Origin of the sequence: Blautia sp. Marseille-P2398 (assembly GCF_964240315.1) — a bacterium.
GTDB classification, from domain to species: domain Bacteria; phylum Bacillota; class Clostridia; order Lachnospirales; family Lachnospiraceae; genus Blautia_A; species Blautia_A wexlerae.
The window spans coordinates 16,324-38,590 of record NZ_CAXSTD010000021.1; the positions used below are offsets into that span (position 1 = coordinate 16,324).

General features: G+C 39.6%; 27 protein-coding genes and 2 pseudogenes. 7 read left to right on the forward strand and 22 right to left on the reverse strand.

Annotated elements, in window-relative coordinates; genetic code table 11:
* Positions 1 to 12: 12 nt before the first annotated feature.
* Both ACESZG_RS17510 and ACESZG_RS17515 read right to left on the reverse strand, forming a co-directional pair.
* On the reverse strand, positions 13 to 1,758 hold the full coding sequence (locus ACESZG_RS17510; RefSeq protein ID WP_062807656.1) for an MATE family efflux transporter: 1,746 nt from the start codon (positions 1,756 to 1,758) through the stop codon (positions 13 to 15).
* Positions 1,759 to 2,368: 610 nt separating this feature from the next.
* On the reverse strand, positions 2,369 to 2,497 hold the full coding sequence (locus tag ACESZG_RS17515; RefSeq protein WP_334291309.1) for a DUF6783 domain-containing protein: 129 nt from the start codon (positions 2,495 to 2,497) through the stop codon (positions 2,369 to 2,371).
* Here ACESZG_RS17515 and ACESZG_RS17520 point away from each other — a divergent pair.
* Positions 2,453 to 2,572, forward strand: a pseudogene (locus tag ACESZG_RS17520) (DUF6783 domain-containing protein); the annotation flags it as partial. The gene ACESZG_RS17515 and the pseudogene ACESZG_RS17520 overlap by 45 nt on opposite strands.
* 201 nt (positions 2,573 to 2,773) lie before the next feature.
* Here the strand turns inward: ACESZG_RS17520 and ACESZG_RS17525 are convergent.
* A complete protein-coding gene (locus ACESZG_RS17525) occupies positions 2,774 to 3,571 on the reverse strand; it encodes a hypothetical protein (protein ID WP_373218844.1) in 798 nt (265 codons plus the stop codon).
* Between the two features lie 17 nt (positions 3,572 to 3,588).
* Positions 3,589 to 3,756, reverse strand: coding sequence for a DUF6783 domain-containing protein (locus tag ACESZG_RS17530; protein WP_334298500.1), 168 nt, complete (start codon positions 3,754 to 3,756; stop codon positions 3,589 to 3,591).
* Between ACESZG_RS17530 and ACESZG_RS17535 the strand changes: the two genes are divergently transcribed.
* Complete coding sequence (locus ACESZG_RS17535) at positions 3,685 to 3,846, forward strand: DUF6783 domain-containing protein (RefSeq protein WP_334291311.1); 162 nt, start codon at positions 3,685 to 3,687, stop codon at positions 3,844 to 3,846. The genes ACESZG_RS17530 and ACESZG_RS17535 overlap by 72 nt on opposite strands.
* 607 nt (positions 3,847 to 4,453) lie before the next feature.
* On the opposite strand, the gene ACESZG_RS17540 is transcribed toward ACESZG_RS17535, so the two are convergent.
* From ACESZG_RS17540 to ACESZG_RS17580, 9 genes are all read right to left on the reverse strand, one after another.
* The gene (locus ACESZG_RS17540) at positions 4,454 to 6,217 is read right to left on the reverse strand and encodes a PQQ-binding-like beta-propeller repeat protein (RefSeq protein ID WP_243262230.1); all 1,764 of its coding nucleotides are present in this window, start codon (positions 6,215 to 6,217) and stop codon (positions 4,454 to 4,456) included.
* On the reverse strand, positions 6,181 to 6,306 hold the full coding sequence (locus ACESZG_RS17545; protein ID WP_279325780.1) for a hypothetical protein: 126 nt from the start codon (positions 6,304 to 6,306) through the stop codon (positions 6,181 to 6,183). Before ACESZG_RS17545 ends, ACESZG_RS17540 begins: the two co-directional genes overlap by 37 nt.
* Before the next feature lie 145 nt (positions 6,307 to 6,451).
* Positions 6,452 to 6,844 (reverse strand): hypothetical protein, encoded by a 393-nt coding sequence (locus ACESZG_RS17550; RefSeq protein WP_055052856.1) that lies wholly within the window; start codon positions 6,842 to 6,844, stop codon positions 6,452 to 6,454.
* A gap of 21 nt (positions 6,845 to 6,865) precedes the next feature.
* Positions 6,866 to 6,985 (reverse strand): DUF6783 domain-containing protein, encoded by a 120-nt coding sequence (locus tag ACESZG_RS17555; protein ID WP_373218846.1) that lies wholly within the window; start codon positions 6,983 to 6,985, stop codon positions 6,866 to 6,868.
* Positions 6,982 to 7,818: a deoxyribonuclease IV gene (locus ACESZG_RS17560; RefSeq protein WP_055052857.1), complete on the reverse strand. Its 837-nt coding sequence runs from the start codon at positions 7,816 to 7,818 to the stop codon at positions 6,982 to 6,984. Before ACESZG_RS17560 ends, ACESZG_RS17555 begins: the two co-directional genes overlap by 4 nt.
* Positions 7,819 to 8,336: 518 nt before the next feature.
* A complete protein-coding gene (gene bioA, locus ACESZG_RS17565) occupies positions 8,337 to 9,533 on the reverse strand; it encodes an adenosylmethionine--8-amino-7-oxononanoate transaminase (RefSeq protein ID WP_368211264.1) in 1,197 nt (398 codons plus the stop codon).
* Entirely contained in the window at positions 9,530 to 10,228 is a 699-nt protein-coding gene (gene bioD / locus ACESZG_RS17570; protein WP_195303751.1) for a dethiobiotin synthase, read from the reverse strand. The genes bioA and bioD overlap by 4 nt, the downstream gene beginning before the upstream one ends.
* A complete protein-coding gene (gene bioB / locus ACESZG_RS17575) occupies positions 10,225 to 11,217 on the reverse strand; it encodes a biotin synthase BioB (protein WP_373218848.1) in 993 nt (330 codons plus the stop codon). The genes bioD and bioB overlap by 4 nt, the downstream gene beginning before the upstream one ends.
* Positions 11,214 to 11,807 carry a biotin transporter BioY gene (locus ACESZG_RS17580; RefSeq protein WP_195303747.1) on the reverse strand — a complete coding sequence of 198 codons (594 nt, stop codon included), beginning with the start codon at positions 11,805 to 11,807 and terminating at the stop codon, positions 11,214 to 11,216. The genes bioB and ACESZG_RS17580 overlap by 4 nt, the downstream gene beginning before the upstream one ends.
* Positions 11,808 to 12,056: 249 nt before the next feature.
* Between ACESZG_RS17580 and ACESZG_RS17585 the strand changes: the two genes are divergently transcribed.
* Together ACESZG_RS17585 and ACESZG_RS17590 are read left to right on the forward strand one after the other, a co-directional pair.
* The gene (locus ACESZG_RS17585; protein WP_368211268.1) at positions 12,057 to 12,530 is read left to right on the forward strand and encodes a DUF3990 domain-containing protein; all 474 of its coding nucleotides are present in this window, start codon (positions 12,057 to 12,059) and stop codon (positions 12,528 to 12,530) included.
* The gene (locus ACESZG_RS17590) at positions 12,508 to 12,951 is read left to right on the forward strand and encodes a hypothetical protein (RefSeq protein ID WP_117677495.1); all 444 of its coding nucleotides are present in this window, start codon (positions 12,508 to 12,510) and stop codon (positions 12,949 to 12,951) included. The genes ACESZG_RS17585 and ACESZG_RS17590 overlap by 23 nt, the downstream gene beginning before the upstream one ends.
* Positions 12,952 to 13,024: 73 nt before the next feature.
* On the opposite strand, the gene ACESZG_RS17595 is transcribed toward ACESZG_RS17590, so the two are convergent.
* Positions 13,025 to 13,762, reverse strand: coding sequence for a hypothetical protein (locus ACESZG_RS17595; protein ID WP_368211269.1), 738 nt, complete (start codon positions 13,760 to 13,762; stop codon positions 13,025 to 13,027).
* A gap of 180 nt (positions 13,763 to 13,942) precedes the next feature.
* On the opposite strand from ACESZG_RS17595, the gene ACESZG_RS17600 reads away from it, so the two are divergent.
* A complete protein-coding gene (locus tag ACESZG_RS17600) occupies positions 13,943 to 14,152 on the forward strand; it encodes a DUF6219 family protein (protein ID WP_195303745.1) in 210 nt (69 codons plus the stop codon).
* Between the two features lie 20 nt (positions 14,153 to 14,172).
* Positions 14,173 to 14,328 carry a hypothetical protein gene (locus tag ACESZG_RS17605; RefSeq protein ID WP_195303746.1) on the forward strand — a complete coding sequence of 52 codons (156 nt, stop codon included), beginning with the start codon at positions 14,173 to 14,175 and terminating at the stop codon, positions 14,326 to 14,328.
* Positions 14,329 to 14,679: 351 nt separating this feature from the next.
* Here ACESZG_RS17605 and ACESZG_RS17610 read toward each other — a convergent pair whose 3' ends face one another.
* The 3 genes and pseudogenes from ACESZG_RS17610 to ACESZG_RS17620 all read right to left on the reverse strand — a co-directional run bounded on the left by ACESZG_RS17610 (position 14,680) and on the right by ACESZG_RS17620 (position 15,770).
* Complete coding sequence (locus ACESZG_RS17610; protein ID WP_118315120.1) at positions 14,680 to 15,057, reverse strand: VOC family protein; 378 nt, start codon at positions 15,055 to 15,057, stop codon at positions 14,680 to 14,682.
* A gap of 93 nt (positions 15,058 to 15,150) precedes the next feature.
* Positions 15,151 to 15,447, reverse strand: a complete 297-nt coding sequence (locus tag ACESZG_RS17615) for a helix-turn-helix domain-containing protein (protein WP_368211273.1) — start codon at positions 15,445 to 15,447, stop codon at positions 15,151 to 15,153.
* Positions 15,440 to 15,770: pseudogene (locus tag ACESZG_RS17620) on the reverse strand (type II toxin-antitoxin system RelE/ParE family toxin). Before ACESZG_RS17620 ends, ACESZG_RS17615 begins: the two are co-directional and overlap by 8 nt.
* A 231-nt stretch (positions 15,771 to 16,001) precedes the next feature.
* Between ACESZG_RS17620 and ACESZG_RS17625 the strand changes: the two are divergent.
* Positions 16,002 to 16,256, forward strand: coding sequence for a hypothetical protein (locus ACESZG_RS17625; protein WP_195303596.1), 255 nt, complete (start codon positions 16,002 to 16,004; stop codon positions 16,254 to 16,256).
* Positions 16,257 to 16,646: 390 nt separating this feature from the next.
* On the opposite strand, the gene ACESZG_RS17630 is transcribed toward ACESZG_RS17625, so the two are convergent.
* The 5 genes from ACESZG_RS17630 to ACESZG_RS17650 form a co-directional block, all read right to left on the reverse strand.
* On the reverse strand, positions 16,647 to 16,889 hold the full coding sequence (locus ACESZG_RS17630; protein ID WP_330608135.1) for an SDR family oxidoreductase: 243 nt from the start codon (positions 16,887 to 16,889) through the stop codon (positions 16,647 to 16,649).
* The gene (locus tag ACESZG_RS17635; protein WP_330608136.1) at positions 16,886 to 17,380 is read right to left on the reverse strand and encodes a transposase; all 495 of its coding nucleotides are present in this window, start codon (positions 17,378 to 17,380) and stop codon (positions 16,886 to 16,888) included. The genes ACESZG_RS17630 and ACESZG_RS17635 overlap by 4 nt, the downstream gene beginning before the upstream one ends.
* Positions 17,381 to 17,438: 58 nt before the next feature.
* Complete coding sequence (locus ACESZG_RS17640) at positions 17,439 to 18,797, reverse strand: MBL fold metallo-hydrolase (protein WP_195303597.1); 1,359 nt, start codon at positions 18,795 to 18,797, stop codon at positions 17,439 to 17,441.
* Positions 18,798 to 18,846: 49 nt separating this feature from the next.
* A complete protein-coding gene (locus tag ACESZG_RS17645) occupies positions 18,847 to 19,155 on the reverse strand; it encodes a hypothetical protein (protein ID WP_195303598.1) in 309 nt (102 codons plus the stop codon).
* A gap of 213 nt (positions 19,156 to 19,368) precedes the next feature.
* The gene (locus ACESZG_RS17650; protein ID WP_373218853.1) at positions 19,369 to 22,056 is read right to left on the reverse strand and encodes a C-type lectin domain-containing protein; all 2,688 of its coding nucleotides are present in this window, start codon (positions 22,054 to 22,056) and stop codon (positions 19,369 to 19,371) included.
* Between the last annotated feature and the right edge of the window lie 211 nt (positions 22,057 to 22,267).

The following is a 22,267-nucleotide window of genomic DNA, read 5'->3' on the forward strand; positions in this document are numbered from 1 at the left end:
TTCATGTACCTCCTAAAAAGATATTATGGTATTATTCATATCAATCGCACGAATATAATCCATGGATTTTGATACCTTCTTGACAAGTTCAATCCCATGTATATCAAAGTCTTCACTGTCATACTGATATTCCAGAGGGTTGAAATTTACACCGTTATCTCTGATCCTCAGTCTGCAGAGCTCATCCTCCAGACAGAGGTTAATGTCGATCCAGTTGGAGGTTTTTCCCCCGAATCGTATAATATTTACAGTCATTTCCTCCGCACACACTGCGGCAAGATTTGCCTTGCTTTTAGAAGCTCCCTGTTCCTGGCAGAACTCTATGATCCTCTTATGAACCGTTTGTGCTTCCTCCATGGTACTCTTAATGGAAAAATCCAGATTAATCCCCGGATTTTTGTCAGGAACAATATAAAAGCTTGTATTCTTATGCCTGATTTTTCTGAAAATACAGGCTGCAACTGCAGTTATGATCTCAGTGGCAACAAATCCTGCTGCAATTCCGTCGATACCGATCCCGTCAATCTGTTTCCATACAAGGATTCCCACCAGGGTTGCAGGCAGAACTACCACCGCATTCTCCAGAAATGTGGCAAAACTTGCAATGGCTGTCTCCTCAATGGACTCGTAATAGCTGATAATAAACTTATTCCACAGATAAGGTGCCACACACAAAGCAAAGATGCGCAGCGCCTGGACCATATGGCTGCCCAGCTCGCCACCGCCGCTTCCGAACATGACAGTGATTTCCTCGGTAAACAGCATAATAAGGACAAAGATCACAGCCAGCAGGATATAACTGTATTTCAACATCTTTTTACAGAGAACCCGGATTCCCACGTAGTCCTTCTCTCCAAAAAGGATTCCTGCCACATTGGGGATCACACCGATGATTCCGCCTGTAAGCATCTCGACGATCAGCAGCACATTGTCACAGACAGTAAATACTGCCATACCTTCCTCGCCCAGCTGGTTCATGATAATGGTATTCAGTCCAAGCGCCTTTACAAAATTAGCTGCCATAAAGATCAGCATTGGCACGCCTGTGATGATTGCTTCCTTTGTGATTCCAAGTTCGCCTGGCTTTAGCAGGATCAGGTGGAGGTTTCGCTTATCAGAGCGGATATAAAGCACAAAAATTCCCATTGCAAACAGGAAACCAAGAACAGTTGATAAGGATGCACCTGTAATTCCCAGCGGAGTATATCTGAGGAATATATAGTCCAGCACAAGATTGATCACATTGGCTGCGATAAGGTAGGCTGATGCCAGCTCCGGATGATTCTCCACCCCAAGGTAATTGACCATCATCAGTCCAATTCCGATCACCGGTGCCCCCAGCATACTTACACGTATGTAATCTCTGGTATAACCGGTCAGGACACCGTCACCTGATACCAGAAGTCTGGCAACAGGTTCTGCTGCAGGAAGGGCGCAGATTGAAAAAATGATTCCCACCACAAGTGTTACTATAAATGTGGCAGAAAACAATTTCGATGCCCCTTCTTTGTCTCGTTTGCCAAGCATGTTTCCCACTGCTATGGAACCGCCGATACCAAGGCAGTATCCTGTCAGCTGAACGATTGTCTCCACAGGCAGGCTCAGGGTAACTGCAGACATTGCCTCCACCCCGATCAGGTTACTTACAAATATCGTATCTACGATATTTCCCAGCTGAAGCGCCAGAGACATCATAATCCCCGGAACAATATACTTGTTCAGCTTCGCATTCAGCAGTCTGTTATTTCTCTCTTCCATCGCTTCCTCTCCTTTGTTTTCAGTTTTTTCAAAATATTGTGTCGTAAAACTGTAAGATATTTAAATTTTACCATTTAGTGCGATAAATGGCAAGTTAATAAAAGGTGCAAGAAGGCAAATATAGCAAATAAATATTGCTTGAAAGTATTGTTATATTTCTCCTCTTCTCAAATTAATGAGTCAGACACACAATTTTCTATTACCTCTCATATCCTGTAGGAATTGAGCTTTTTGAGGGATGGTGTTGGGGAGAAGGGATGACTTGATTTGGTTTTTTATAAATGAAGTCAACGTGTCTCGGAGGAGTGCTTGACTTGATTTGTTGTTTTATGAATTACAGTCAGCTTTTCCTCGGGCAATGCTTGACTTGTTTTGTTGTTTTATGAATTACAGTCAGCTTTTCCCCGGGGAATGCTTGACTTGTTTTGTTGTTTTATGAATTACAGTCAACTTTTCCTCGGGCAATGCTTGACTTATTTTGCGGTTATATAATTTAAAGTCAACTTTTCCTCGGGCAATGCTTGACCTGATTTACGGTTTTATAATTTTTAGTCATCTTTTCTTCAAGAAATACTTGACTTAATTTAAAATTTTACAATTTCAAGTCAATCTAACTCTGAAGATTAGAGCGTGTTTGAATAATGCTTTTCGCAAGATGCGCGTCACAATTTGTGGGAGATTTTGTCCGGATGAAAGCGTCATAACGGCGGGCTACGGCAACCGAATTCGGGCAAAATATACCGCAAAGTGGGGCGTGCAGATTGTGGGAATGATTTTTCAAACACGCTCTGACTCGGGGGTGTGCTTGATTTAATTGGGAATTTTGTGATTTGAAGTCACTTTTTTCAATTTTCTAATGATATCAGACGCAATATGTACACAACAAATATCATAGAAGAATTGAACCTCCAGTATCGGAAAGTCACGAAAAAGAAAAGCAGGAATAGGGAAGCTCTTTTAAGCCCTCATTCCTGCCCTCTGTCTATTCCTCCGGCATTTGTATTATTACCTTCAGTTATATCATTTCAAACAAATATCTGGCTGTCAGATTTTCTATTATTTTTGAATTTAAAACACATTGTTTGGTTTCAAAAGTAAGAATCAGCCGATCAGCCTGATAAATATCGTTCATTTGATAAGATTCTATTTTTTGTATTGCTTTTCTTGCATATTCCTGATCATCCATCATTCCTTCATGTTCCCAATAAATTTCCTTTCCTGTTTTTCTGGAAAGTAATGTAAAATCCGGATATACTATGCCATATCCATTCAAATAAAGCGGTTTCTCATATTTATAGAGAATATTCTTTCTATACAAATAATCTGCAATTATTTTTTCGGATTTAGATCTTACCCTTTCTCCCTTTTCAGTAAAAATCACTGGTACTCCTTCTTTAAATTCTTTTCCCTGATATTCTTCTTCATACCATTTCATAAGTAATTGATTCCATGTTGGTTCTATTGGTGTCACCAACAATTGTCTTTCTTTGTGCATTGATGTATAAATTTTTTCAATTTCATCATCTGTATAGTCCTGCAGTATTTTTCCTATTTGTTTAAGCCTTGCTTCTACTTTTTTCAACACAGTTCTATTATATGTTCTCTGTGCCAGCAGTTTAGGCAGCTCTTTATTCGACCTCGGAATATAAATTTCATTATTACCATCTATACATTGATAATATCGAGGCTTGTTTTTATCCCTAGAAATCCGAAGATGTCCTTCTGGTTCTACACTCATACCCATCCTGGCTTTATCTGCAATTTCCTGCAAATGTTTCTGCTCCTGCAATAGCATATTTCGTAATCCTTGCATAATCTTCTCCTCTTTTCTTAGTTTGAATTGATTAATTTGTGATTGGGGGATTTATGATTTGAAGTCGACCTAGAACGTGTTTGAAAAATGCTTTTCGCAAGATGTACGTCACAATTTATGGGAGATTTTGTTCGGATGAAAGCGTCGTAACGGCGAGCTACGGCAACCGAATTCGGGCAAAATATACCGCAAAGTGGGGCATGCAGATTGTGGGAATGATTTTCCAAACACACTCTGGCTCAGTGCTTGACTTGATTGAGTGTTCTCTGATTTAAGGTCATCTCAACTTGGGAAAATACTTGACTTGATTAAATGTTCTCTGATTTGCAGTCATCTCAACTTAGGAAAATACTTGACTTGATTGAGTATTCTCTGATTTAAGGTCATCTCAACTTGGGAAAATGCTTGACTTGATTGAGTATTCTCTGATTTAAGGTCATCTCAACTTAGGAAAATACTTGACTTGATTAAGCGTTCTCTGATTTAAGGTCATCTCAACTTAGGAAAATACTTGACTTGATTGAGTGTTCTCTGATTTAAGGTTATCTCAGCTCAGGAAAATGCTTGACCCGATTGAGTGTTCTTTAGATTTAAGGTCATCAGTTAACAGATGTGAATGTAAAGAAGTTTCAGAAATGTACAGGTTTCCAGGAAAACCTGTTATAAGCAAGTCCCCTACCCACTTCTTATTGCTTTTTGCAATTAAAGCAAGGGACTTGCCTGATTTGGTTAAACGGTATTGCTATAGACAGCAGCAATACCGCCATACTAACATATTGTGCCAACAAATTGATTCCTGAGCAATCTTGCTTCTAAATTTCTTATTTCCGCATTGTCGTCACAATAGAACAATAGATCATTCTATATAGACTGTATTCATATTTACCGCAGCCTGATCCCCCATATTTTACAGTCTCTGGTGCCCACAACTGCATAGTTATCGTAGACAGCCGGGGAAGCCTCTATCACACCATCGCTGACAGATAATACATCCTCCTGCTTGCCTGTTTTGCCGTCAAGAAGGCGGATATCACCTGTACTGTTGCAATAAAGAACCTTTCCTGATCCATCTTTGTTATAAACACAGACAGGAGAAGACCAGGCATATGAGGAAGAATCCTCCCATGCTTTAGATCCATCAGATTTTCTCAGACAGGCAAGAACTCCGGATGCATTGTCAGAGGTCTTTGCTACTGTCACATATATATAATCAGCAAGGCTGTCCTTTCCACAGGCGATCGTAGACTGAACTCCACCGGAAACACCGTCATCAGTAGTACATTCATAATCTGTATGCCATACGATCTCGCCGGTTTCTGCATCAATCTTCCAGACAGGGACAGTGGCTGTATCATAGCTTCTCCATCCAAGGCGGAAAGAAGTACTCACATACAAATACAAATGTCCTTTTTCGATTTCCAGAACAGGCGTTGAGTTAGAGTCATCCAATGTATCCTGGACCCATACCAGCTGAAGAGTATTCAGATCCAGACACATAAGATTTCCCCCATTATCGGTCATAAATACATAGCCTTTATAAATCGCCGCACTGTCCTCCATTCCAAGCCAGAAAGACTCTGCACTACTTCTCGTGCCATAGTAGCGCCATTTTACAGTTCTGCCCGGATCAACGGATAAAGTCCCACTGTTCAGATCATATCTTGTATTCAGCCTGATCAGATACAGGATTCCGTTCTCTCCCGGATAGATCAGAGTATCTGTCTCTGCATCCACAAGTGCTGATCCGTCAAAAAAGCTCAGGCTTCCTCTGAGCGAAAACTCATCATTGTCTCCAAAAGTATACATAACACTACAATCCAGCAAGTTTACTACAAATACCTTTGCAGTTCCTTCGTTGCTGTTATATCCGGCACCCACATACATAATTGGATATCCTCTTGGATCAAGGGCTCCCGCACCCTTAAATGTATATCCCAGATATAATGGGTCACGTGTCTTTTCTCCTGTTCTCAGATCCAGAAAATACACGTACCCATCCATGCAGGCATAGATCACCTCAACCAGTTCATCGTCCGCCTTTGCTTTCTCTGTCATATTCATATGTGCTTTGACTTCTTTTGGCCATTTCATCATAAGCGGCTGCCCTGTCCAGCCGCTTCCTGTCCAGACTGCACTGCCCGAAGAAAGAGAACCTGTATCTGCAGACCATAATTTGTTCAGCCTGAAATCAGTCATATTTGCATAACCATGGGAAGGGGCATCGCGAAAACTGTTTCCGCGGAATGTGACGATTCCCTCCACATCTGTATAATCCTGTCCTATATTAAAGAAAATATCACCATCAGCCTTATAATCTCCAATATTTTCAAGTACATTTCCATCCACCTCAATATTAGTATAGCTGATCAGATTTTCCGGTTTTGTAGAATCCACACAATGAGGCTGAAAATTAATCTCTTTAGTCTTTTGCATCTCAACCACATCTTTGGTTTCTTTAATTTCTTTAGTTTTTTTAGTTTGTTCGATTATCCTGCCTTCTTTTTCCTTATCTGCACCTGAAGCTGATACGGCCTTCACCTTCCCGCTGTCTGTTTTGCTGACAGACAGGAAAAATTGGTTTCCTGCAAAACCAAACAGCAGTACAAGAATTATAATCCCCCGGTCTTTATAACCTTCCCTCTGCATTTTCCTGAACTTTTCTGTGATATTGTTTTCTGAATGTGATCCGGCCTTGCAGACTTTCTCCCGGAATCCACGTTTTTCTTCTTGTTCATACCTTTCCTCCTAAAAAACATATCATGTGAAATTCACATATAATAATAATGCATAATAAAGTTTATCATACAAACCCAGATAAAGTAACCCCAAAAAGCTACAATCTGACAACATACAATCTGACAACACTCTCGCATACTGCTCTCACAGACACATCATCTTCTGCCTGGCTGTATCCGGCACATCGATCAGCCCAAAGCGATAGAACATTCCATATATATAACTCACTCCGCGGATGTCGCCCAGAGCTTTGGGTCTGTCAACTACAGCTCCCACTTTCTTTATGTTTCTCAATGCCAACAGCACTGAACTTAACGCCAGACTCTTGCTGTTTTCCCTGCGGTCGATCCATAGCTCCCTTGTGTAGTCTCCATTCCGACCTTTTCTTACTTCATAGGTGAAAGGAAGCCCTGTGTAGGTTTTGAAACTCTCACCTGCATAGAGCAAAATAACCTCCCACAGATACTTCTCGTCCAGTGTTTCTCTCAACTTCTCTACTGCCTGGCATCTTTGCTGCCTTTCTGCTTTTTCCTGCATTCCTTCCTTTTGATCTCACTCCTACTCTTTTGATTTGCACTTACAACTTGTCAGCACGCTAAAGCGCATTTGAAAAATTATTTCCATAATCTGCACGCCCCAATTTATCTTCCTGATTCGGACAGATATATTTATACTCATTTCTGTTTATACTCATTTCTGAGCAACGCGATTTCATGAGTCCATCCCTCATCGTCATTTGGTGTCTCCAGAATAAACGGAATTCCTTCTGTGGCAGGATGATTGATCACGCGGACAAGTGCCTCCAATCCTATTTCACCTTCTCCGATTCTGGCATGGCGGTCCTTATGGCTGCCAAGAGGATTCATGCTGTCATTTAAATGGATAGCTTTTAGTTTGTCCAGACCTATTATCCGCTCAAACTCTTCAAATACGCTGTCAAGATCGTTTACAATATCATATCCACCGTCCCAGACATGACAGGTATCCAGACAAACACCTAATTTATCTTTTAACTCCACCCTGTCAATGATCTGACGGAGTTCTTCGAAATTTCTTCCTACTTCTGTGCCCTTTCCTGACATAGTTTCCAGGAGTACAATCGTACTCTGATCTTTTGTCAGCACTTCATTGAGAATGTCTGCAATTTTACTGATTCCCACCTCTGCACCCTGTCCTACGTGACTGCCCGGATGAAAATTGTAATAATTTCCAGGTGTCATTTCCAGACGTCTCAGATCATCTGCCATGATTTCTCTTGCAAAATCCCTGAGGTTTTCCCTGGCAGCGCAGCAATTCATAGTGTAAGGCGCATGAGCCACCAGCTTTCCAAAATGATTCTCCTCTGCCAGCTGCAGAAATGCCTGCACATCCTGCGGATCAATGTCTTTGGCTTTTCCTCCTCTTGGATTTCTGGTAAAAAATGCAAATGTGTTGCCGCCATTTGTCAACATCTGCTTCCCCATTGCAAGATATCCCCGGGATGAGCTTGTGTGATTTCCTATATATAACATTTTTTACTCCTCTTCTGTCGTATTTTCACAGTACCAGTTTATAGCAATCCTTTTATCATACATTATGGACTTTCTCAGAATTTTCTTTTTCATATCTGCATTATAGCATTTTAACAGATTTTGTTAAACATTTTTACGTCAAAAAGACTCTTTCACTTCCTGTATGGTTGGTTGGCAAAGACGGAGTCAATTGTTCCAAAATTTTTCAGGTTGCGCTTATGAACTATTTTCATGTCAGCAAGGACAATAAATAGGCGTAAAAAATGAAAGCCGCCCCTGCTGGGACGGTTTTCATTTTTTAATACCACTTTACATTACTTCTTATAATATGCAAGCCCATATTTTAGAATTTTCGTAACTGTTCAGTACCTTCACAGTTACGAGTCAAAATCCATTAAAAATCGCCTTCGGCGATGGGATTTTGACTTGTATGTCTCGGGATTTTGGCATGTTTATGCCAAAACACCTCGCGGGATAGTAGACTGCTGAATAGTTACGAATTTTCTATATATTTTACCTCAAATGTGCTCCAGAGTAAACCATTCTTTCATCACATCAAAAATTCTTATAAGCTCCTCGTCCCTGATCACATACGGAACCATAGAGTACATATAGTTTAAAAATGGCCTGCTGAACACACCCCGTTCATAACCAAACTGCTGGAAACCTTCCAGATCCCCGGAATCATGAACCTCCACGCACACGCAGCCACCCATGATCCGGACTTCTTTGATTCGCGGGTCTATGAACGCTTCCATCTCACGACGTGAAACCAGTTCAATATGACGGATCTTACTCATATAATCTTCACGCTCAAAAATCTCAATTCCCTTTAAAGCCACAGCACATGCCAGCGGATTTCCCATAAAAGTAGGACCATGCATCAGGGCAAGTCTGTCATTATCACTGTAAAAGGCATCAAATACCTTATGATTTGCCACAGTGACAGCATGACCAATATATCCTCCAGTAAGCGCCTTTCCAAGAACCAGGATATCCGGCAGAACAAGATCTGCCACAAAGCGGTTCCCTGTGCGGCCAAACCCGGTTGCAACCTCGTCAAAAATCAAAAGAACATCATACTGGTCACATAATTCTCTTGCTCTCTTCAGGAATGAAATATCATACATCCGCATTCCTCCTGCTCCTTGTAAAAGAGGCTCCACAATAAAGCAGTTCAGACGGTCATGATACTGTTCAAATGCCTCCTCCAGGGCCGGAATCTCAGTCGGAATATGGACAACACCCTCTTTTTTTTCAAAAGCGAAATGATAATCCTCGTCATCGCCAACTTCCATTGCCTTAAAGGTATCACCATGATATGCATGTTCAAGGGCCAGCACTAACGGGCGCTTTCTTCCCTGATTGGTGTTATACTGAAGGGCCATTTTAAGCGAAACCTCCACAGCAACGCTTCCGGAATCTGAGAAAAAGCAATAATCCAGATCTCCTGGCAGAAATTCCTGCAGCTTCGCAGAAAGCTTTTCCACCGGATCATGTGTCAGTCCCCCAAGCATTACATGACAGAAACGGTCTGCCTGTTCCTTGATCGCTTCTGTCAGTTCCGGATGCTTATATCCATGAATCATACACCACCAGGAAGATATAGAGTCTATCAGCTTCTGATCTTTTGTATAAAGATGTACACCCTCTGCATCCAGAATCTTATACGGATCTTTCATTGTTTTCATTTGTTCATAGGGATACCATATCATTTGATCTTCACCTCATCATAAAATTCTGCCAATGCATCCGCATCTATCTCAAGATCTTTCGCATTATCCTGTACTTTTGCAATAACCGGAAGGCCAGTCATATATTGGCACATAGCAATATTATCCTCTTCCATAATATTTCCGGGATGGTAATGATTAAAAATAATACCTTTCACAGGAAGGGAATGCACTTTCATATACTCGGCAGTCAATACAACACTGTTTATTGTACCAAGCCCTGCATCTGCCACCAGAATACTGGAAAGTTCAAACTCTTTTATCACATCCTCAAGCTGGATTTTGCGTTCATCAAAGCAGAGCGGACAGAGGATACCGCCACTTCCTTCCATGGTAATATATTCATAATCATTTGCCGCCTTCAGAAATCCTCTTCGCACAACATCAAGATCCACCGGATTGCCCTCAACTCTTGAAGCCAGATGAGGAGACCAGGCATTTTCATATACATACGGACACATATCATCCAGAGACTGGGAAATACCGGACATCTCCTCGACAAAAAGTGCATCGCCCGGGATCAGACTTCCGTCTGTGCGCCGGTCATTTCCGCTCATTGCAGCTTTATAATAAGCCAGATTTTTTCCTGCCTGTGCCAGTTTTTTTACGATCAGTCCTGAGAGATAGGTTTTACCGATGTCCGTTCCTGTTCCTGTAATAAATACCGCTTTGCTCATGATTCTTCCACTTCCTTCCAATATTCCGGTGTTACATCTCTGCCCATATCAGAGAGCATTTTTCGATCGCTGCGAATTGTTGCACAGGCAACGGTAGTCAGCATGTTCCCTGTTATTGTAGCGGAGGCTCCGGATTTAAAGGCGGTTTCCCCGTCATTGGTAAGAAGTGCCCGTCCGGCAGCAAGACGAATATTAGCCTCAGGATTAATATAACGGAAGAAGGCGATTGTCCGGAGGATATCCTGCTCTGAAAGCTGATCAAGGTGTTCCAAAGGTGTTCCCGGAATGGGCATCAATGCATTGATCGGAATAGAATCAATCCCCAGCTCCGCAAGGCTGACTGCCATATCCAGACGATCCTCCCAGGTCTCTCCCATTCCTATGATACCGCCGGAACATGCACACATTCCTTCTGCCTTTACCTTTTTCAGAGTTTCAATCTTCATATCGTATGTATGTGTCGTACATATATTAGGAAAATTTCTCTTTGAAGTCTCAATATTATGATGGTAACTGGTTACTCCGGCTTCATGAAGACGATGCAGCTGTTCGGAAGAAAGAAATCCCATGGAAGCACAGAGATCAATATTACATTCCTTATGCATGGTTTCATAGGCGTGGATCGCCTGATCAAATTCTTTTCCGGTCAGGGCCTTTCCTGCAGTAACGATTGAGAAACGATCAACGCCCTCCTCTTCGTTCATTTTACATGCTTCCAGAATCTTTTCCTCCGGAAGAAAATCATAGATCTCGCAGGAAGTATGGTGGTGTACTGACTGCGCACAATATTTGCAGTCCTCCGGACACCTGCCACTGCGGCCATTGATGATGGAACAGAGATCCACCTTATCACCGATATATGCTTCGCGGATACGGTCTGCTCCTTCACATAATTCATCTAAATCACAGGTAAGAAAACAGGAAAGATCATCCTCCCTTGTAATTCTGCGCCCATCAATAATTTCCTGTGCTAAAATAAGTGGATTCATTTTGCAAGCTCCTCCGTTTTCAGTCTGACATTTGATTTTGAATCAAAAAGATATTGAAGCACTACCGGTCTGACACGCTTTGCAATAACAGCACCCAGAACACTTAATGCAATGTCACCGGGTACTGCAAGAAGAAAACAATAAAGAATCAGCGGCCAGATTCCAATCGGTGTATCGATTACATAATTACAAATCACATAGTAATAAACCATTCCACAGGTATAGACGATCATCAGACCTGCCAGATTTGCAAGTAAGTAGCGAAAAACTGTCTTCTGCTTAAGACGTTCTGCGATAAGTCCGGTTACGTATGTTCCCAGGCAGAACCCTATAATATAACCGAAGCTTGGCTTGAAAATATACCAGATTCCACCGCCTTCCGAAAAGATCGGAAGTCCCGCCAGCCCCAGCAGCATATAGGCAACCACAGAAATCATACCCTTTCTGGATCCCAGAAACAGTCCGGCAAGCATAGTGAACAGGTACTGCAGTGTAAACGGAACCACAGGTACAGGGATTTTAATAAATGCCCCCGCTGCAATCAACGCCGTAAAAAGACCACAATAAATCATGCTTTTCGTTTTAGTCATTTGTAAACCTCTATGTGTTTTATAGTTTACTATTCTAAAACATCGGGGATTGATTGTCAACTTTTTATTTAGAATGTTGGGAATGTATTGACTGTAAATTGCAGAATCGCAAATCAAGTCAAACAATCTGAGGAAAAGTATGGAGCGATGCGCAATAGAAATTAGTGATGGTTTTTAGCTTTACGATAAAATGGTTTCATGATATTATTAAATCAGTACTGTGGAACTATTTTTATGAGGTGAGAATCTATGGAACTATATCACGCAAGTAAAGAAATTGTTCAATATCCAGAAATAAGAAAAACAAAATATACAAAAGATTTTTCATGGGGATTTTATTGTACAAATAATATGAATCAGGCTATACGCTGGGCAAATCGTGGAATCGGTGAACCAATTATCAATTATTATGAGTATGTGCCAACTGAAAATTTAAAAATACTGAGATTTCCTGAGATATCTGATGAGTGGTTGGATTTTATTGCAGAATGTAGAAGCGGAAAAACGCATACATATGATATTGTAGAGGGACCGATGGCAAATGATACCGTATGGAATTATGTGAATGATTTTCTTACCGGGCGAATTACAAGAAGACAGTTCTGGGTATTAGCTGAGTTTAAATATCCAACTCATCAGATCAGTTTCCATACCCTTTCGGCAATTGATTGTCTGACATTTATGAAAAGTGAGGTAGTGTATGACAGAACAGGAAAGAAATGATTATTTTTATGTGTGTGCATTGATAGAATACATTGCCAGAGAGACTAAGAACCATAGAGGTGATATCGTTAAGGCAATTGGTGAGGAAGGGATAAAAAAGCTTTTGTATGATGCGGAAGTAAACCATTGTCTCAGTTTTGAACAGGTAAGTGATGAAGTAATTAGTTATTATCAGATAAAGCAGGGGACCTTCGATACTATATCTGACTGTAAATATTCCATTCCGAGTTATCTTGATATTGGAAGGCTTTATAGTATTATGATAGAAGATTGTGCGGAAGCAGGGGCGGAAGTACAGGAACTGATAAAAATCTTTTCTTCCTTTATCAGTGATAAAATATCTGATTTTAAAACAGACTTATATTACCAGAATCCAGATTATCTTGAATGGTCTTACAGAGAGGGAAAATTGTTGGATTAATAAAAAACCTCTCCCTTTTGAGACTACGTGAAATTCCAAAGGGAGAGGACTTTAAACTCCCCGTCATACATCCTTATTTTGGTATATCCGGCTCAAATTGTTCCGGATAAATATCACTTCCTTCATAGCCACAAACTCCCATTCTTGGGGAATTCGTGATTGGAAGAAAACATACGTCATTCTCATACGCTTCAAGTTCACCCTCTTCCAGTTTATTCACGCACTCTTCGCACCAGAATAGATCTTCATCATAAATACGAAATGCATTGATCCATGTTGCTTTCTGATTTCCACAAATAGAACATGCAAACTGTGGCGGATTATTTCTGGATAAAATCACAACTTTTTCGTTCTGCTTTTGGGAACTGTAATGATCCAACACTTTGACCATAATTTCTGTTGTAGAACCAAAATCATATTCATAATTAAAAATCATTCCCGTTGTAAGCACTTGTTTTAATGTATGATTCGTACTCTTTGCCGGCTCACCCCAGCCAAAATCATCATCAGGTTCCCTTTCATAGCTTACACCATCAATCTCAAATGCACTTAAATGTCCGCAACACTCTACCCAAATATCACGGATAAATCGATCCAGATCATCCAATGTTGCATTCTCTTTGATTTGAATAATCAGCCAATAGTCTTTATTATATGCTCCATATAACAATAATTCAAAATATTTTTCTGTTTTTTCCGCTTTTTCGCACAAATCAACTCTTTTCTTACACGTTTGTAAATGCTTTGCTATCCCCGTTCTTGTGTATTCTTTTCCGCAATATTTGCAAAATCCTCTTGTACTCTTTGCCATTTGATTATCTCCTATTTAATTTTATAGTCTATTTTAACTCGTCCAAATGATATTCAAAAATCAATCTGTCCACGTTTTGTTCTATAGAATCTTTGCTTATATATTCCTGTATAAATTCCTGTTTGCATCTTTTTCAAAAAGATGTATGATATAGAAAAAACACAGGAGGTATTAAGAAAGATGAAATCTCATAAATATTGGTCACTCGGTGCATTGGCAACCATGATTGGAACTTTTTACACTGGTTATAAAGATATGAAATCTGCACATAAATATTTTGCTTGCAGCTCTCTTCTCTGCATGATTATGTCTATCTATTCCGGTCACAAAATGATTTCTGGAAAGTCCCGAAAAAAGAACGACTCTACTTCTGAAAAATCTGCTGAATAATCAGAAAAAGGAGATTTTCCATGTGTGAAGAAATAGAAAAGATGCTGTTGGAAAGTTCACATGAAACAGCTGTAAAAACCACAATGCGTATGCTATCTTCCGGCAAACTAACCATTGAAGAAATTGCTCATTTTACTGACTTGTCCATTTATGAACTTGAAAATCTAAATACATAAAAATAACTCCCCATGAAACGTATTTGATATATGTATCATGGGGAATCTTCGGCATACTGCATTGTATTAATATCAAATAGTTCTTCTGCATTTAATGATTGAAGAACGCCGTGCTAAAAGGAACCAACTATCCGGATGGTGCAACAATGAAGGAAAGAAATCAGCAGATAAGCAGCCATAAGGCTAAGTAAGGAGGGAAAACATGGATTACAGGAACACACCGGAAGGCAGAGCCGTCCAAAATAAGTATAGCAAAATACTCCATGCTTCCCGCCCGGAGCCACCACATAATCATCCCCGAATGCCGATGTCAAATCGCGCTATCTGTCTCTTTCTATTCTATGCTATTTTCTACTCATGAATTTCCAATGGAAGTCCATCTGGATCATGGAAAAATGTCATTTTCTTTCCGGTATAATCATCCAGGCGTACCGGCTCTGTTTCAATTCCTTTCCCATTCAATTCTTTTACTGTATCATCTACACTCTCAACTTTAAATGCCAGATGGCGTAATCCCAATGCTTCTGGATAATTTACACGAGCTGGAGCATTTTTTATGATAAAAAGTTCTATTTCCTGTGGTCCACATGCCAGATCAATCTTGTAATCATCACGTTCTTTTCGATAATTTTCTCTGATTACTTTAAATCCAAGCAGATCCACATAAAAATGTTTTGACTTTTCATAATCGCTTCCAATAATTGCAATATGATGAATGGTATCGAACATAACTCTCTCGCCTCCGTTTTTCATATGTTGATATATATTTTCTCACATTTTATCACAGTAACGATATATGTGGAATAGTCATTTCATATCCACTTACATTTTATTTTTTGTTGGCATCGGAACAAATTCCAGCTTTAATTGCATCCCTAATCCCTGTGCAAGTTTTTTCACCATACTCAGGCTGGGATTTCTTGTTCCATTCTCGATCCGGCTTATATCTGCCTGCGTAATTCCGATTTTAGCTGATAAATCTTTCTGTGTCATATTCTGCTGCACTCTTGCATCAATCATCGCCTGGATAATATCATATTCCGGTTGCAATGCATCATATTCTGCCTTTACCTCCGGATTCTGCAATGCTCTTTTTTTATAATCTTTATAGCTACCCATTGCTATACCTCCGTTCATAATCTGCTTTATACTTCTTTGCCAGTTCCTTTTCTGCCTTTGGTGTCTTCTGCGATTTTTTTATAAATCCTGCCTACGATAAAGAAATACAGTACTCTTGTAATATCTGATCCCTGCTTGGTACGAAGCTCAAATATCCCATTCTCCAATGGTTTTGAATATGGCTCACGAAGCAATGGACCGTTCATTTCCAGTAAGTCAATTGTCCGCAATGTTTTTGCCAGCAACTTAGGCTCCAGAGAATCTAATAGTTCCTGCACAGGGCATCTTCCATCTTCTGTATCATATAAAATGATCTCGTACATTAGTATGCTCCTTCCTCTTTATAATTATAATATGTCGTATTCGACATATTATCAAGATGATTCCAAACACTTTTTCATATAATATTACGCATGATCCCTACAATATCTCCACTGCATATATTCATCTTCGGAAATCATTGTAGCTTTTCATAACATTATAACGAAATACTGTGATTCTCTCTGAATAAAAAAGCAGTCGGGGAAATCGTCCGTCAGTCCTCAGCTGCAGGCATGGATCCGTTTGAACGCATGCAGGCTGCTGTAGATTACATCGAAAAAAAACATCCTCGATATCTTGCAAATGATGGAACTTATCTCTATACTTTTGCCGCGGAGCCGAGTGATGAACTATGGTTCAAAAGCTGGCGGTTTGATTCCCTTACAACCCCAACAATCCTGTGTGCCATAGCAAAAGAGATTGGTGGTTTCGACAAGATAAGCAACCTTTATTACGACGGGAACTGGAGCGAACACTGGTATGTATGATCCACTCTCCTGCTTCGTTTCCCATGGCGTTATCCTTTCTGTGTTTTGCTGTCTTAAGTATACCACACATTGACAGGGTAAGACAAAGATATGTATATTTTTGTAAAAAAAATGATGATATTTCTAACCCCAATCTATCCGTTAATCCGCGGCCTCATCCATCTGACAATATATCATACTCTTTGCGGTATTTATATGCTTCGTCCGTCCAAAGACTTTTGCTGTTCCTCTGATCTTACCTTTTCCATGCTTTTTCATATATTGACAGGATGTCAGATTTGGGGGACTTTCCTTAAGATCACCATGTTTTGAGATATCTCCGCAGTCAAGTCTTACGTACTGAAAAAAGGAGTCCAAATGACTCCTTTTCCCAATGCATATCAATTATTTTTAAAATATCGTATATCCGCCATCTACAGCCAAAGCTGCTCCATGGATGAAACTAGCTTCGTCTGATGCAAGGAATGCAATGGCCTGTGCTACTTCGATAGGTTCTCCAGGACGTTTTGCCGGACTCATTCCAATCTTCATTGTTACCGCGCCTACTCCTGCATTATTAACAAGAATGTCTATTTTTCCGTAGGCGTCCAGAGCTATTTTAACCAGGTTATCAAGACTTTCATCAGATGTCACGTCTGTTTTACAATCAGAACATGCATTTCTTTATTCCAGGTACGGTCCGGCTCATTATCCATGCTGTCTTTCAGGTACCGCAGTACATGGGCAAGACATTCCTGATGGTCTGTCCCATAATTATAAAAAGTGATATCATGGTCATGGACAAGGATACCCTGGTAATCCTCCGCAACAGTTCCCTTTACTCCTTCGTGCCCTTTTTTCGCGCGGGCAAAGTACAGGGCTTTTCCGTCTGGCGTCGCACATACATATACATAACAGCCTTTTCCGTTTTCCCTGGCGTTCGTACAGTCTGTATGCATGACCGGGGAAAACAGCATGTCTGCATAAGCAGCCCTGCGTTCAGACTCGGTTTTTAAGGCAAACTCCCTGCTGAGTCTACTGATCATACCTTTGGAAATGTTCAGCTTTCCACCTGTCAGGTCCGACAGGAACTTTCTGCTTTTATCAATAGCACATTGGTGTCTGACACCAATGCTCCATGGAATTTACTTTTTCAAGTCGGCTTGCCATATAAAGTTAGCATCAACATTTAATTATTTTTAATCAATCCAATTTAATTCTAATACAGTGACCTGATGCATGTTCTGTTAAAAATACTTTATATCCTTGATTTCCAGATGCTCCTTGCAAAGCATTTACATGTGCAACAACCGGACGATAGTTATTTTGGGGATTATTAGCATTCGCATTGCAACAAATGATTGCCTTTCCAGAACTTTTCACCTTTAAAGGATTATAACTCATTTTAGAACCATGGTGTGGGACAATTAAATTGTCATATCCAACTTTCCGACTATTCCATACAGTAGTTTCAATTGCTCTATAAGGAACATCTCCACAAAATAGACTTTCTACACGACCATTGGTAGTTTCATTTATAATTTCAATTGCCAAACCACCGCAATTTTCTTTTGTCAATCCATTTTTTCTTTTATTTTGTCCAAGATAAAAAGAAATTTTCCGATCTTTATTCTTGCTTTTTACGGTTGTTAATTTCCGGTCTTTATTAGAGTCCCGTTTTATCAAAATTAATTTTCCTTTTACAGAAAGGTACTTTGCCAAGCGCTTAGCCCCAATTGCATTTTTGGTAATTTCTGGTGCAATCCATGGGCAATCGAATACATCCTTTTGGGCATATACACATCCCATAATGTGATCATCATCCCAATGAGAAAGAAATACAATATCTGGCTTAATTCTTCTAAAAGCCCGAACTGCATAACCATAGCGATTTCTTTTATCATATGGATGTTCTTTGTAATGGTATCCTACATCATACATTGCATTATAGTCACATTTTGTGTTTTCATTTTTTCCTTTTATTTGAATCAGATTTCCATTTCCTACTTTAAATACATTTGCAGAAGAAAAGTGAATGTCCTTTAGTAAAATGTTCAGACGTCCTATTACAAGACGATCCTCACTTACACTTGTTATTTCTTCATCATACTTGTCGTTAATATCCTGCAAATCATGATCAGATAAAGAACGATCCGATATATATATCGTATGTTTTTGGTAAATAATAGGACTGCCGCTTCGTTCTATTTCCCCTTTATATTCTGTTCCCCAACTACCTTTTTCAAAGCCTGCATAATACCAATTGTCTTTCATATTCCGCAAACGCTGATAATTTTCTCTATTAGATGTAGAATCCATATAAATAATAAAGTTATAGAAATACATTCTTGGATTCGTTTCCTGATCGTCATGAGTTTTTCCAAAAAGCACTTGATCATATGACATAATAGACTGGGAAAGTATATTCAGCTTTGCAACCCTAGTCGGCACCTCTAATTCCTTTAAATCCAATATATCTTCATTCAAATCATATACACTGACCCAGAGTTCTTCCCTAAGTGTGTTTTTAAAAGTCTGTTCTAATTCATCTATTTCTTTCATAGTACTGTTTCTTTTCCTCATACATTCTCCGATCCGTTTTCTTCTGTAATCATCTTAGTATATAACTTTTTTCTGTAAAGATGGATTCCATGTCCGGGTCTCCCTGCTTTATCGTTGCCAGAAGTATACCATAAAAGGAAAAAACATAATACCTATTCTCTTTTTCTTTTCGGAATTTCAGGCTTACTTTCATTTCTACGGTGGCCTCTCGAAGCCCTCTTATCTCTTTTGTCAATAAACTTGCACTATAATTTCCTGCTATATTTTCTCTGGCTTTTTTCTTCTCTCTTTCCACTCTATCCGATTTTATAATTCTTTTATAGATCTTTTTGTGATGCTTTATCCTTTTGTACTTCATAGAGTCTGACTCAAATGTCTCACTACAGGTTGGTAATCCTTTGGTGTCCCATGACGTACCAGCCTTTTTCTTCCATGTCCGGCTGCCAAGCAGGAATCCGCCAGACTGCGCATCCAGAATATACCATTTACCGCCAACTCTTACCTAATTCCACTGGTGACTTGGATTACTTGCCTTGAAAGGGATCTATGTCCTGCAACGACCAGACAGAAATTACATTCCTAATTTCTTTTTGGTATTTGAAAGCTCTTTTCTTATTAAGCTGTTATTTGATGACTGAGCAAAGCTATACCATGTAGCGTTTGCATGATATTTCTTGTAATAAGTTCCATACATATTTCCTGAAACCTTCTTGCCGTCCATATACCAGTCTCCTTCCATTGCATCCCCCTTCCAGATGAACTTGTGGACCAGTCCAACAGACCCATCTTTTTTGGTTCCATAATAATAATTATCCCCACACGCATTACCAGTTAGCTCTAACAGATATTTTCCGTTGTATTTACATATACCCAAGCCTCCAAAATATGGCATATTGTTTCCAGACCATGAAATACGTGAGGTAACCCGTTTTGCAGATTTTCCGTCATACTTCCACAATTCTACATGATATTGAACTTTGTCTTTGTTATACCTTTCTGTTTGGTATGTCAGGATAAGTTCGTTGATGCCATCATTATTGAAATCCAACAACTTGGCATAGCATAAACCTGTCCAAAATTGGTTCTGTTTATTTAGCTTTGCAGCTCCGTATTTCTTTTCATATTTTTTTATCAGGCTTCGATATGCTGCCGTTGGATCCTTTTTATTGGAAGTAGTTCCATTCTTTACAGTTACCTTGCAGACGAGATTATAGGTATCACCATATTGTCTTACTTTACACCTGATGTAAGTTGTTCCCGTCGTTTTTGCCTGAATGGAACCGGAAGAATTGACTTTCGCAATTTTTGAGTTATCGGAAGAATACTTCACGTTTGACAGATGACTAATACCTGTACATGGAAAGTCTTTTTTTGAGTTTATATTCAGGGAAATTGAATCGTTAATAACAGCGGGCTTTAAAGATCCAAGGCTCTTTTTTGCATAATTTTCAATGGTAATATTCTTTATACTATTTATATTTGATTTAAGGTACTTATCGGAGTCTACTATCAGTGTCCATGTTGCAGGAACAAACATTTCCTGCATGGTATCGTAAGCTTCCTGCTTTACATTGAGAACAAACTGGAATAAAACATATACATTCAATGCAGCATCGGTCTTTCCAGATTTTATTAATGTAACATTTTTTCCATAGGCATCTGCGGCAGCAATGTAAACAAAATTTAATGCTACTGTTTTCAGATAACTGTCAACTCGCTTGTTGATTCCCGTTGCAAAAGATAAGACATCCTTTACCGAGATAACACCAGTTACCCAGGATGCAGCAGTACCTAATGCAAATTTTTTTGCAATAGATTGCAGAACTCCTTTTTTTAATGAAGTAGCAAGTATTTGATTTTGGACAACTTCTTTTGCGACAAGGGTACTTACACCACATCCAACAGCTGCATCGATTAATATATCTCCGATTGCCCTAAAAGTACCATTCAGTGAATGGGACATGCATACCTGGCATGCTTTTTGGAGGTTTTTGTCATCCGTATTAGCTGCCAGTTCAGATAAGATAAGTATGTTTCCTATATCTTGTTTGATTTGGTTTCTGACAGCATCGGTAAAAATACCCAAGCTTATATTTATTGCATTCCCTGTGGAGGACGAAAAATCACTAATCGCCTCTTTGGTTGCTTTTTCCAGAAATTCGGTCGTTAAGTCTGAAAGATCCTTATCCCATCCCTCTATTAGCTTTTTAGTTAAAGTATCGTCTGCCAACAGGGTGATCAAAACCTCTTCATATTCCTGCTCCCAGAGATTGTTTTTCGTATTGATATCCCCATATGTTTTAACAAATGCCTGAAAGAATCCTCCAGGGGTTTCGCTGAACCCAACAGCCAGATTGACTGGATCATCATACTCTAACAAAGGATAAGAGGAATAATTTGAATTTATTAAAAGGTTTTGTACTTTTTTGTGTATCGCAGAATTATCTTTTGTAGTTTCTTCTTTCTTTCCATCATCCCATTCACAGACAAATCCGCTATTCTGGTATCCGAAAAAACTCTCACCATTACAGTCTCCGTCTTTTTGAAGATCGTTCCACTTGTACTGCCCGTCTATTCCACCTTTTGGATTTCTGATTCGATAGATAACTAATGCATTTTCACTTCCGGTAAAATTGTTTGGCTCATTATTTGTTCTGTCATAATTCGTATATTTAATTGTTTCTCCTGTGATCCATCTGTCAAAAACATTCTGGGTACGTTCAGCACCCAGCCAGTAGAAATTCTTGCTTCCATGGCTGATAAGCGAACTGACTTCTTCCTGCTCTTCTTTACTTGTGATCGTAACCAGATGACCGCCTTGTTTTTCACAGTACTTTTTTGCATCATTCCACTTCATTGGAGAGTCGTATACTTTATAATAATGCCCATTCCAAACGGCATCGTATACCGCATCCGCAGCTTCCGCGGAAAGAGCTTCTTCAGACTCTGCATCAACAGAATCCGTAAATTCTTCATCTGTACCGTCGCCGAATCCATTTTCGTCCGTAAAGACGTCTGGTGTTTCCATGTTTTCATCTGATATGTCATCCATGTTGGAGTTGTTTACATCAGTTCCATCTGTGTTGATTTCATCCTCCGTGGCAGAAATGTTTCCTTCCGTGTCGGGAGTATTTCCTTCCGCAGCAGCACCCCCGTCATCAAACACCGCATCCAGATCAGATGCCTGGATATTCATGGGAATAGAACTGCACAACATGATGCCGGTTAACAGTGCCGCAATGATCCTTTTTCTTTTCATTTGCAATTCCTCCGTTTTAACAAATATTTTTCATTTCCATATGTAACGGCTGTTCCGCCAATGCATATTCATAAAATACGAAGTTTTTTCTCAATGTCTTATAAGAAAAGTATATTACACAGCCTCGGTCATTTCAATGATGTTTTTGATTATTTTTTCTTCCACCGCTGAATTATCTGAAAAAAGCACTTGCGGAATCTGATTGGAGCTA

What these genes read in the sequence shown, in the direction of transcription:
- ACESZG_RS17510 (WP_062807656.1), bottom strand. Translation starts at nt 1,758, where the DNA reads ATGGAAGAGAGAAATAACAGACTGCTGAATGCGAAGCTGAACAAGTAT.
- ACESZG_RS17525 (WP_373218844.1), bottom strand. Translation starts at nt 3,571, where the DNA reads ATGCAAGGATTACGAAATATGCTATTGCAGGAGCAGAAACATTTGCAG.
- ACESZG_RS17540 (WP_243262230.1), bottom strand. Translation starts at nt 6,217, where the DNA reads ATGCAGAGGGAAGGTTATAAAGACCGGGGGATTATAATTCTTGTACTG.
- ACESZG_RS17545 (WP_279325780.1), bottom strand. Translation starts at nt 6,306, where the DNA reads ATGAACAAGAAGAAAAACGTGGATTCCGGGAGAAAGTCTGCAAGGCCG.
- ACESZG_RS17550 (WP_055052856.1), bottom strand. Translation starts at nt 6,844, where the DNA reads ATGCAGGAAAAAGCAGAAAGGCAGCAAAGATGCCAGGCAGTAGAGAAG.
- ACESZG_RS17555 (WP_373218846.1), bottom strand. Translation starts at nt 6,985, where the DNA reads ATGAGTATAAATATATCTGTCCGAATCAGGAAGATAAATTGGGGCGTG.
- ACESZG_RS17560 (WP_055052857.1), bottom strand. Translation starts at nt 7,818, where the DNA reads ATGTTATATATAGGAAATCACACAAGCTCATCCCGGGGATATCTTGCA.
- bioA (WP_368211264.1), bottom strand. Translation starts at nt 9,533, where the DNA reads ATGATATGGTATCCCTATGAACAAATGAAAACAATGAAAGATCCGTAT.
- bioD (WP_195303751.1), bottom strand. Translation starts at nt 10,228, where the DNA reads ATGAGCAAAGCGGTATTTATTACAGGAACAGGAACGGACATCGGTAAA.
- bioB (WP_373218848.1), bottom strand. Translation starts at nt 11,217, where the DNA reads ATGAATCCACTTATTTTAGCACAGGAAATTATTGATGGGCGCAGAATT.
- ACESZG_RS17580 (WP_195303747.1), bottom strand. Translation starts at nt 11,807, where the DNA reads ATGACTAAAACGAAAAGCATGATTTATTGTGGTCTTTTTACGGCGTTG.
- ACESZG_RS17585 (WP_368211268.1), top strand. Translation starts at nt 12,057, where the DNA reads ATGGAACTATATCACGCAAGTAAAGAAATTGTTCAATATCCAGAAATA.
- ACESZG_RS17590 (WP_117677495.1), top strand. Translation starts at nt 12,508, where the DNA reads ATGACAGAACAGGAAAGAAATGATTATTTTTATGTGTGTGCATTGATA.
- ACESZG_RS17595 (WP_368211269.1), bottom strand. Translation starts at nt 13,762, where the DNA reads ATGGCAAAGAGTACAAGAGGATTTTGCAAATATTGCGGAAAAGAATAC.
- ACESZG_RS17600 (WP_195303745.1), top strand. Translation starts at nt 13,943, where the DNA reads ATGAAATCTCATAAATATTGGTCACTCGGTGCATTGGCAACCATGATT.
- ACESZG_RS17605 (WP_195303746.1), top strand. Translation starts at nt 14,173, where the DNA reads ATGTGTGAAGAAATAGAAAAGATGCTGTTGGAAAGTTCACATGAAACA.
- ACESZG_RS17610 (WP_118315120.1), bottom strand. Translation starts at nt 15,057, where the DNA reads ATGTTCGATACCATTCATCATATTGCAATTATTGGAAGCGATTATGAA.
- ACESZG_RS17615 (WP_368211273.1), bottom strand. Translation starts at nt 15,447, where the DNA reads ATGGGTAGCTATAAAGATTATAAAAAAAGAGCATTGCAGAATCCGGAG.
- ACESZG_RS17625 (WP_195303596.1), top strand. Translation starts at nt 16,002, where the DNA reads ATGGATCCGTTTGAACGCATGCAGGCTGCTGTAGATTACATCGAAAAA.
- ACESZG_RS17640 (WP_195303597.1), bottom strand. Translation starts at nt 18,797, where the DNA reads ATGAAAGAAATAGATGAATTAGAACAGACTTTTAAAAACACACTTAGG.
- ACESZG_RS17645 (WP_195303598.1), bottom strand. Translation starts at nt 19,155, where the DNA reads ATGAAGTACAAAAGGATAAAGCATCACAAAAAGATCTATAAAAGAATT.
- ACESZG_RS17650 (WP_373218853.1), bottom strand. Translation starts at nt 22,056, where the DNA reads ATGAAAAGAAAAAGGATCATTGCGGCACTGTTAACCGGCATCATGTTG.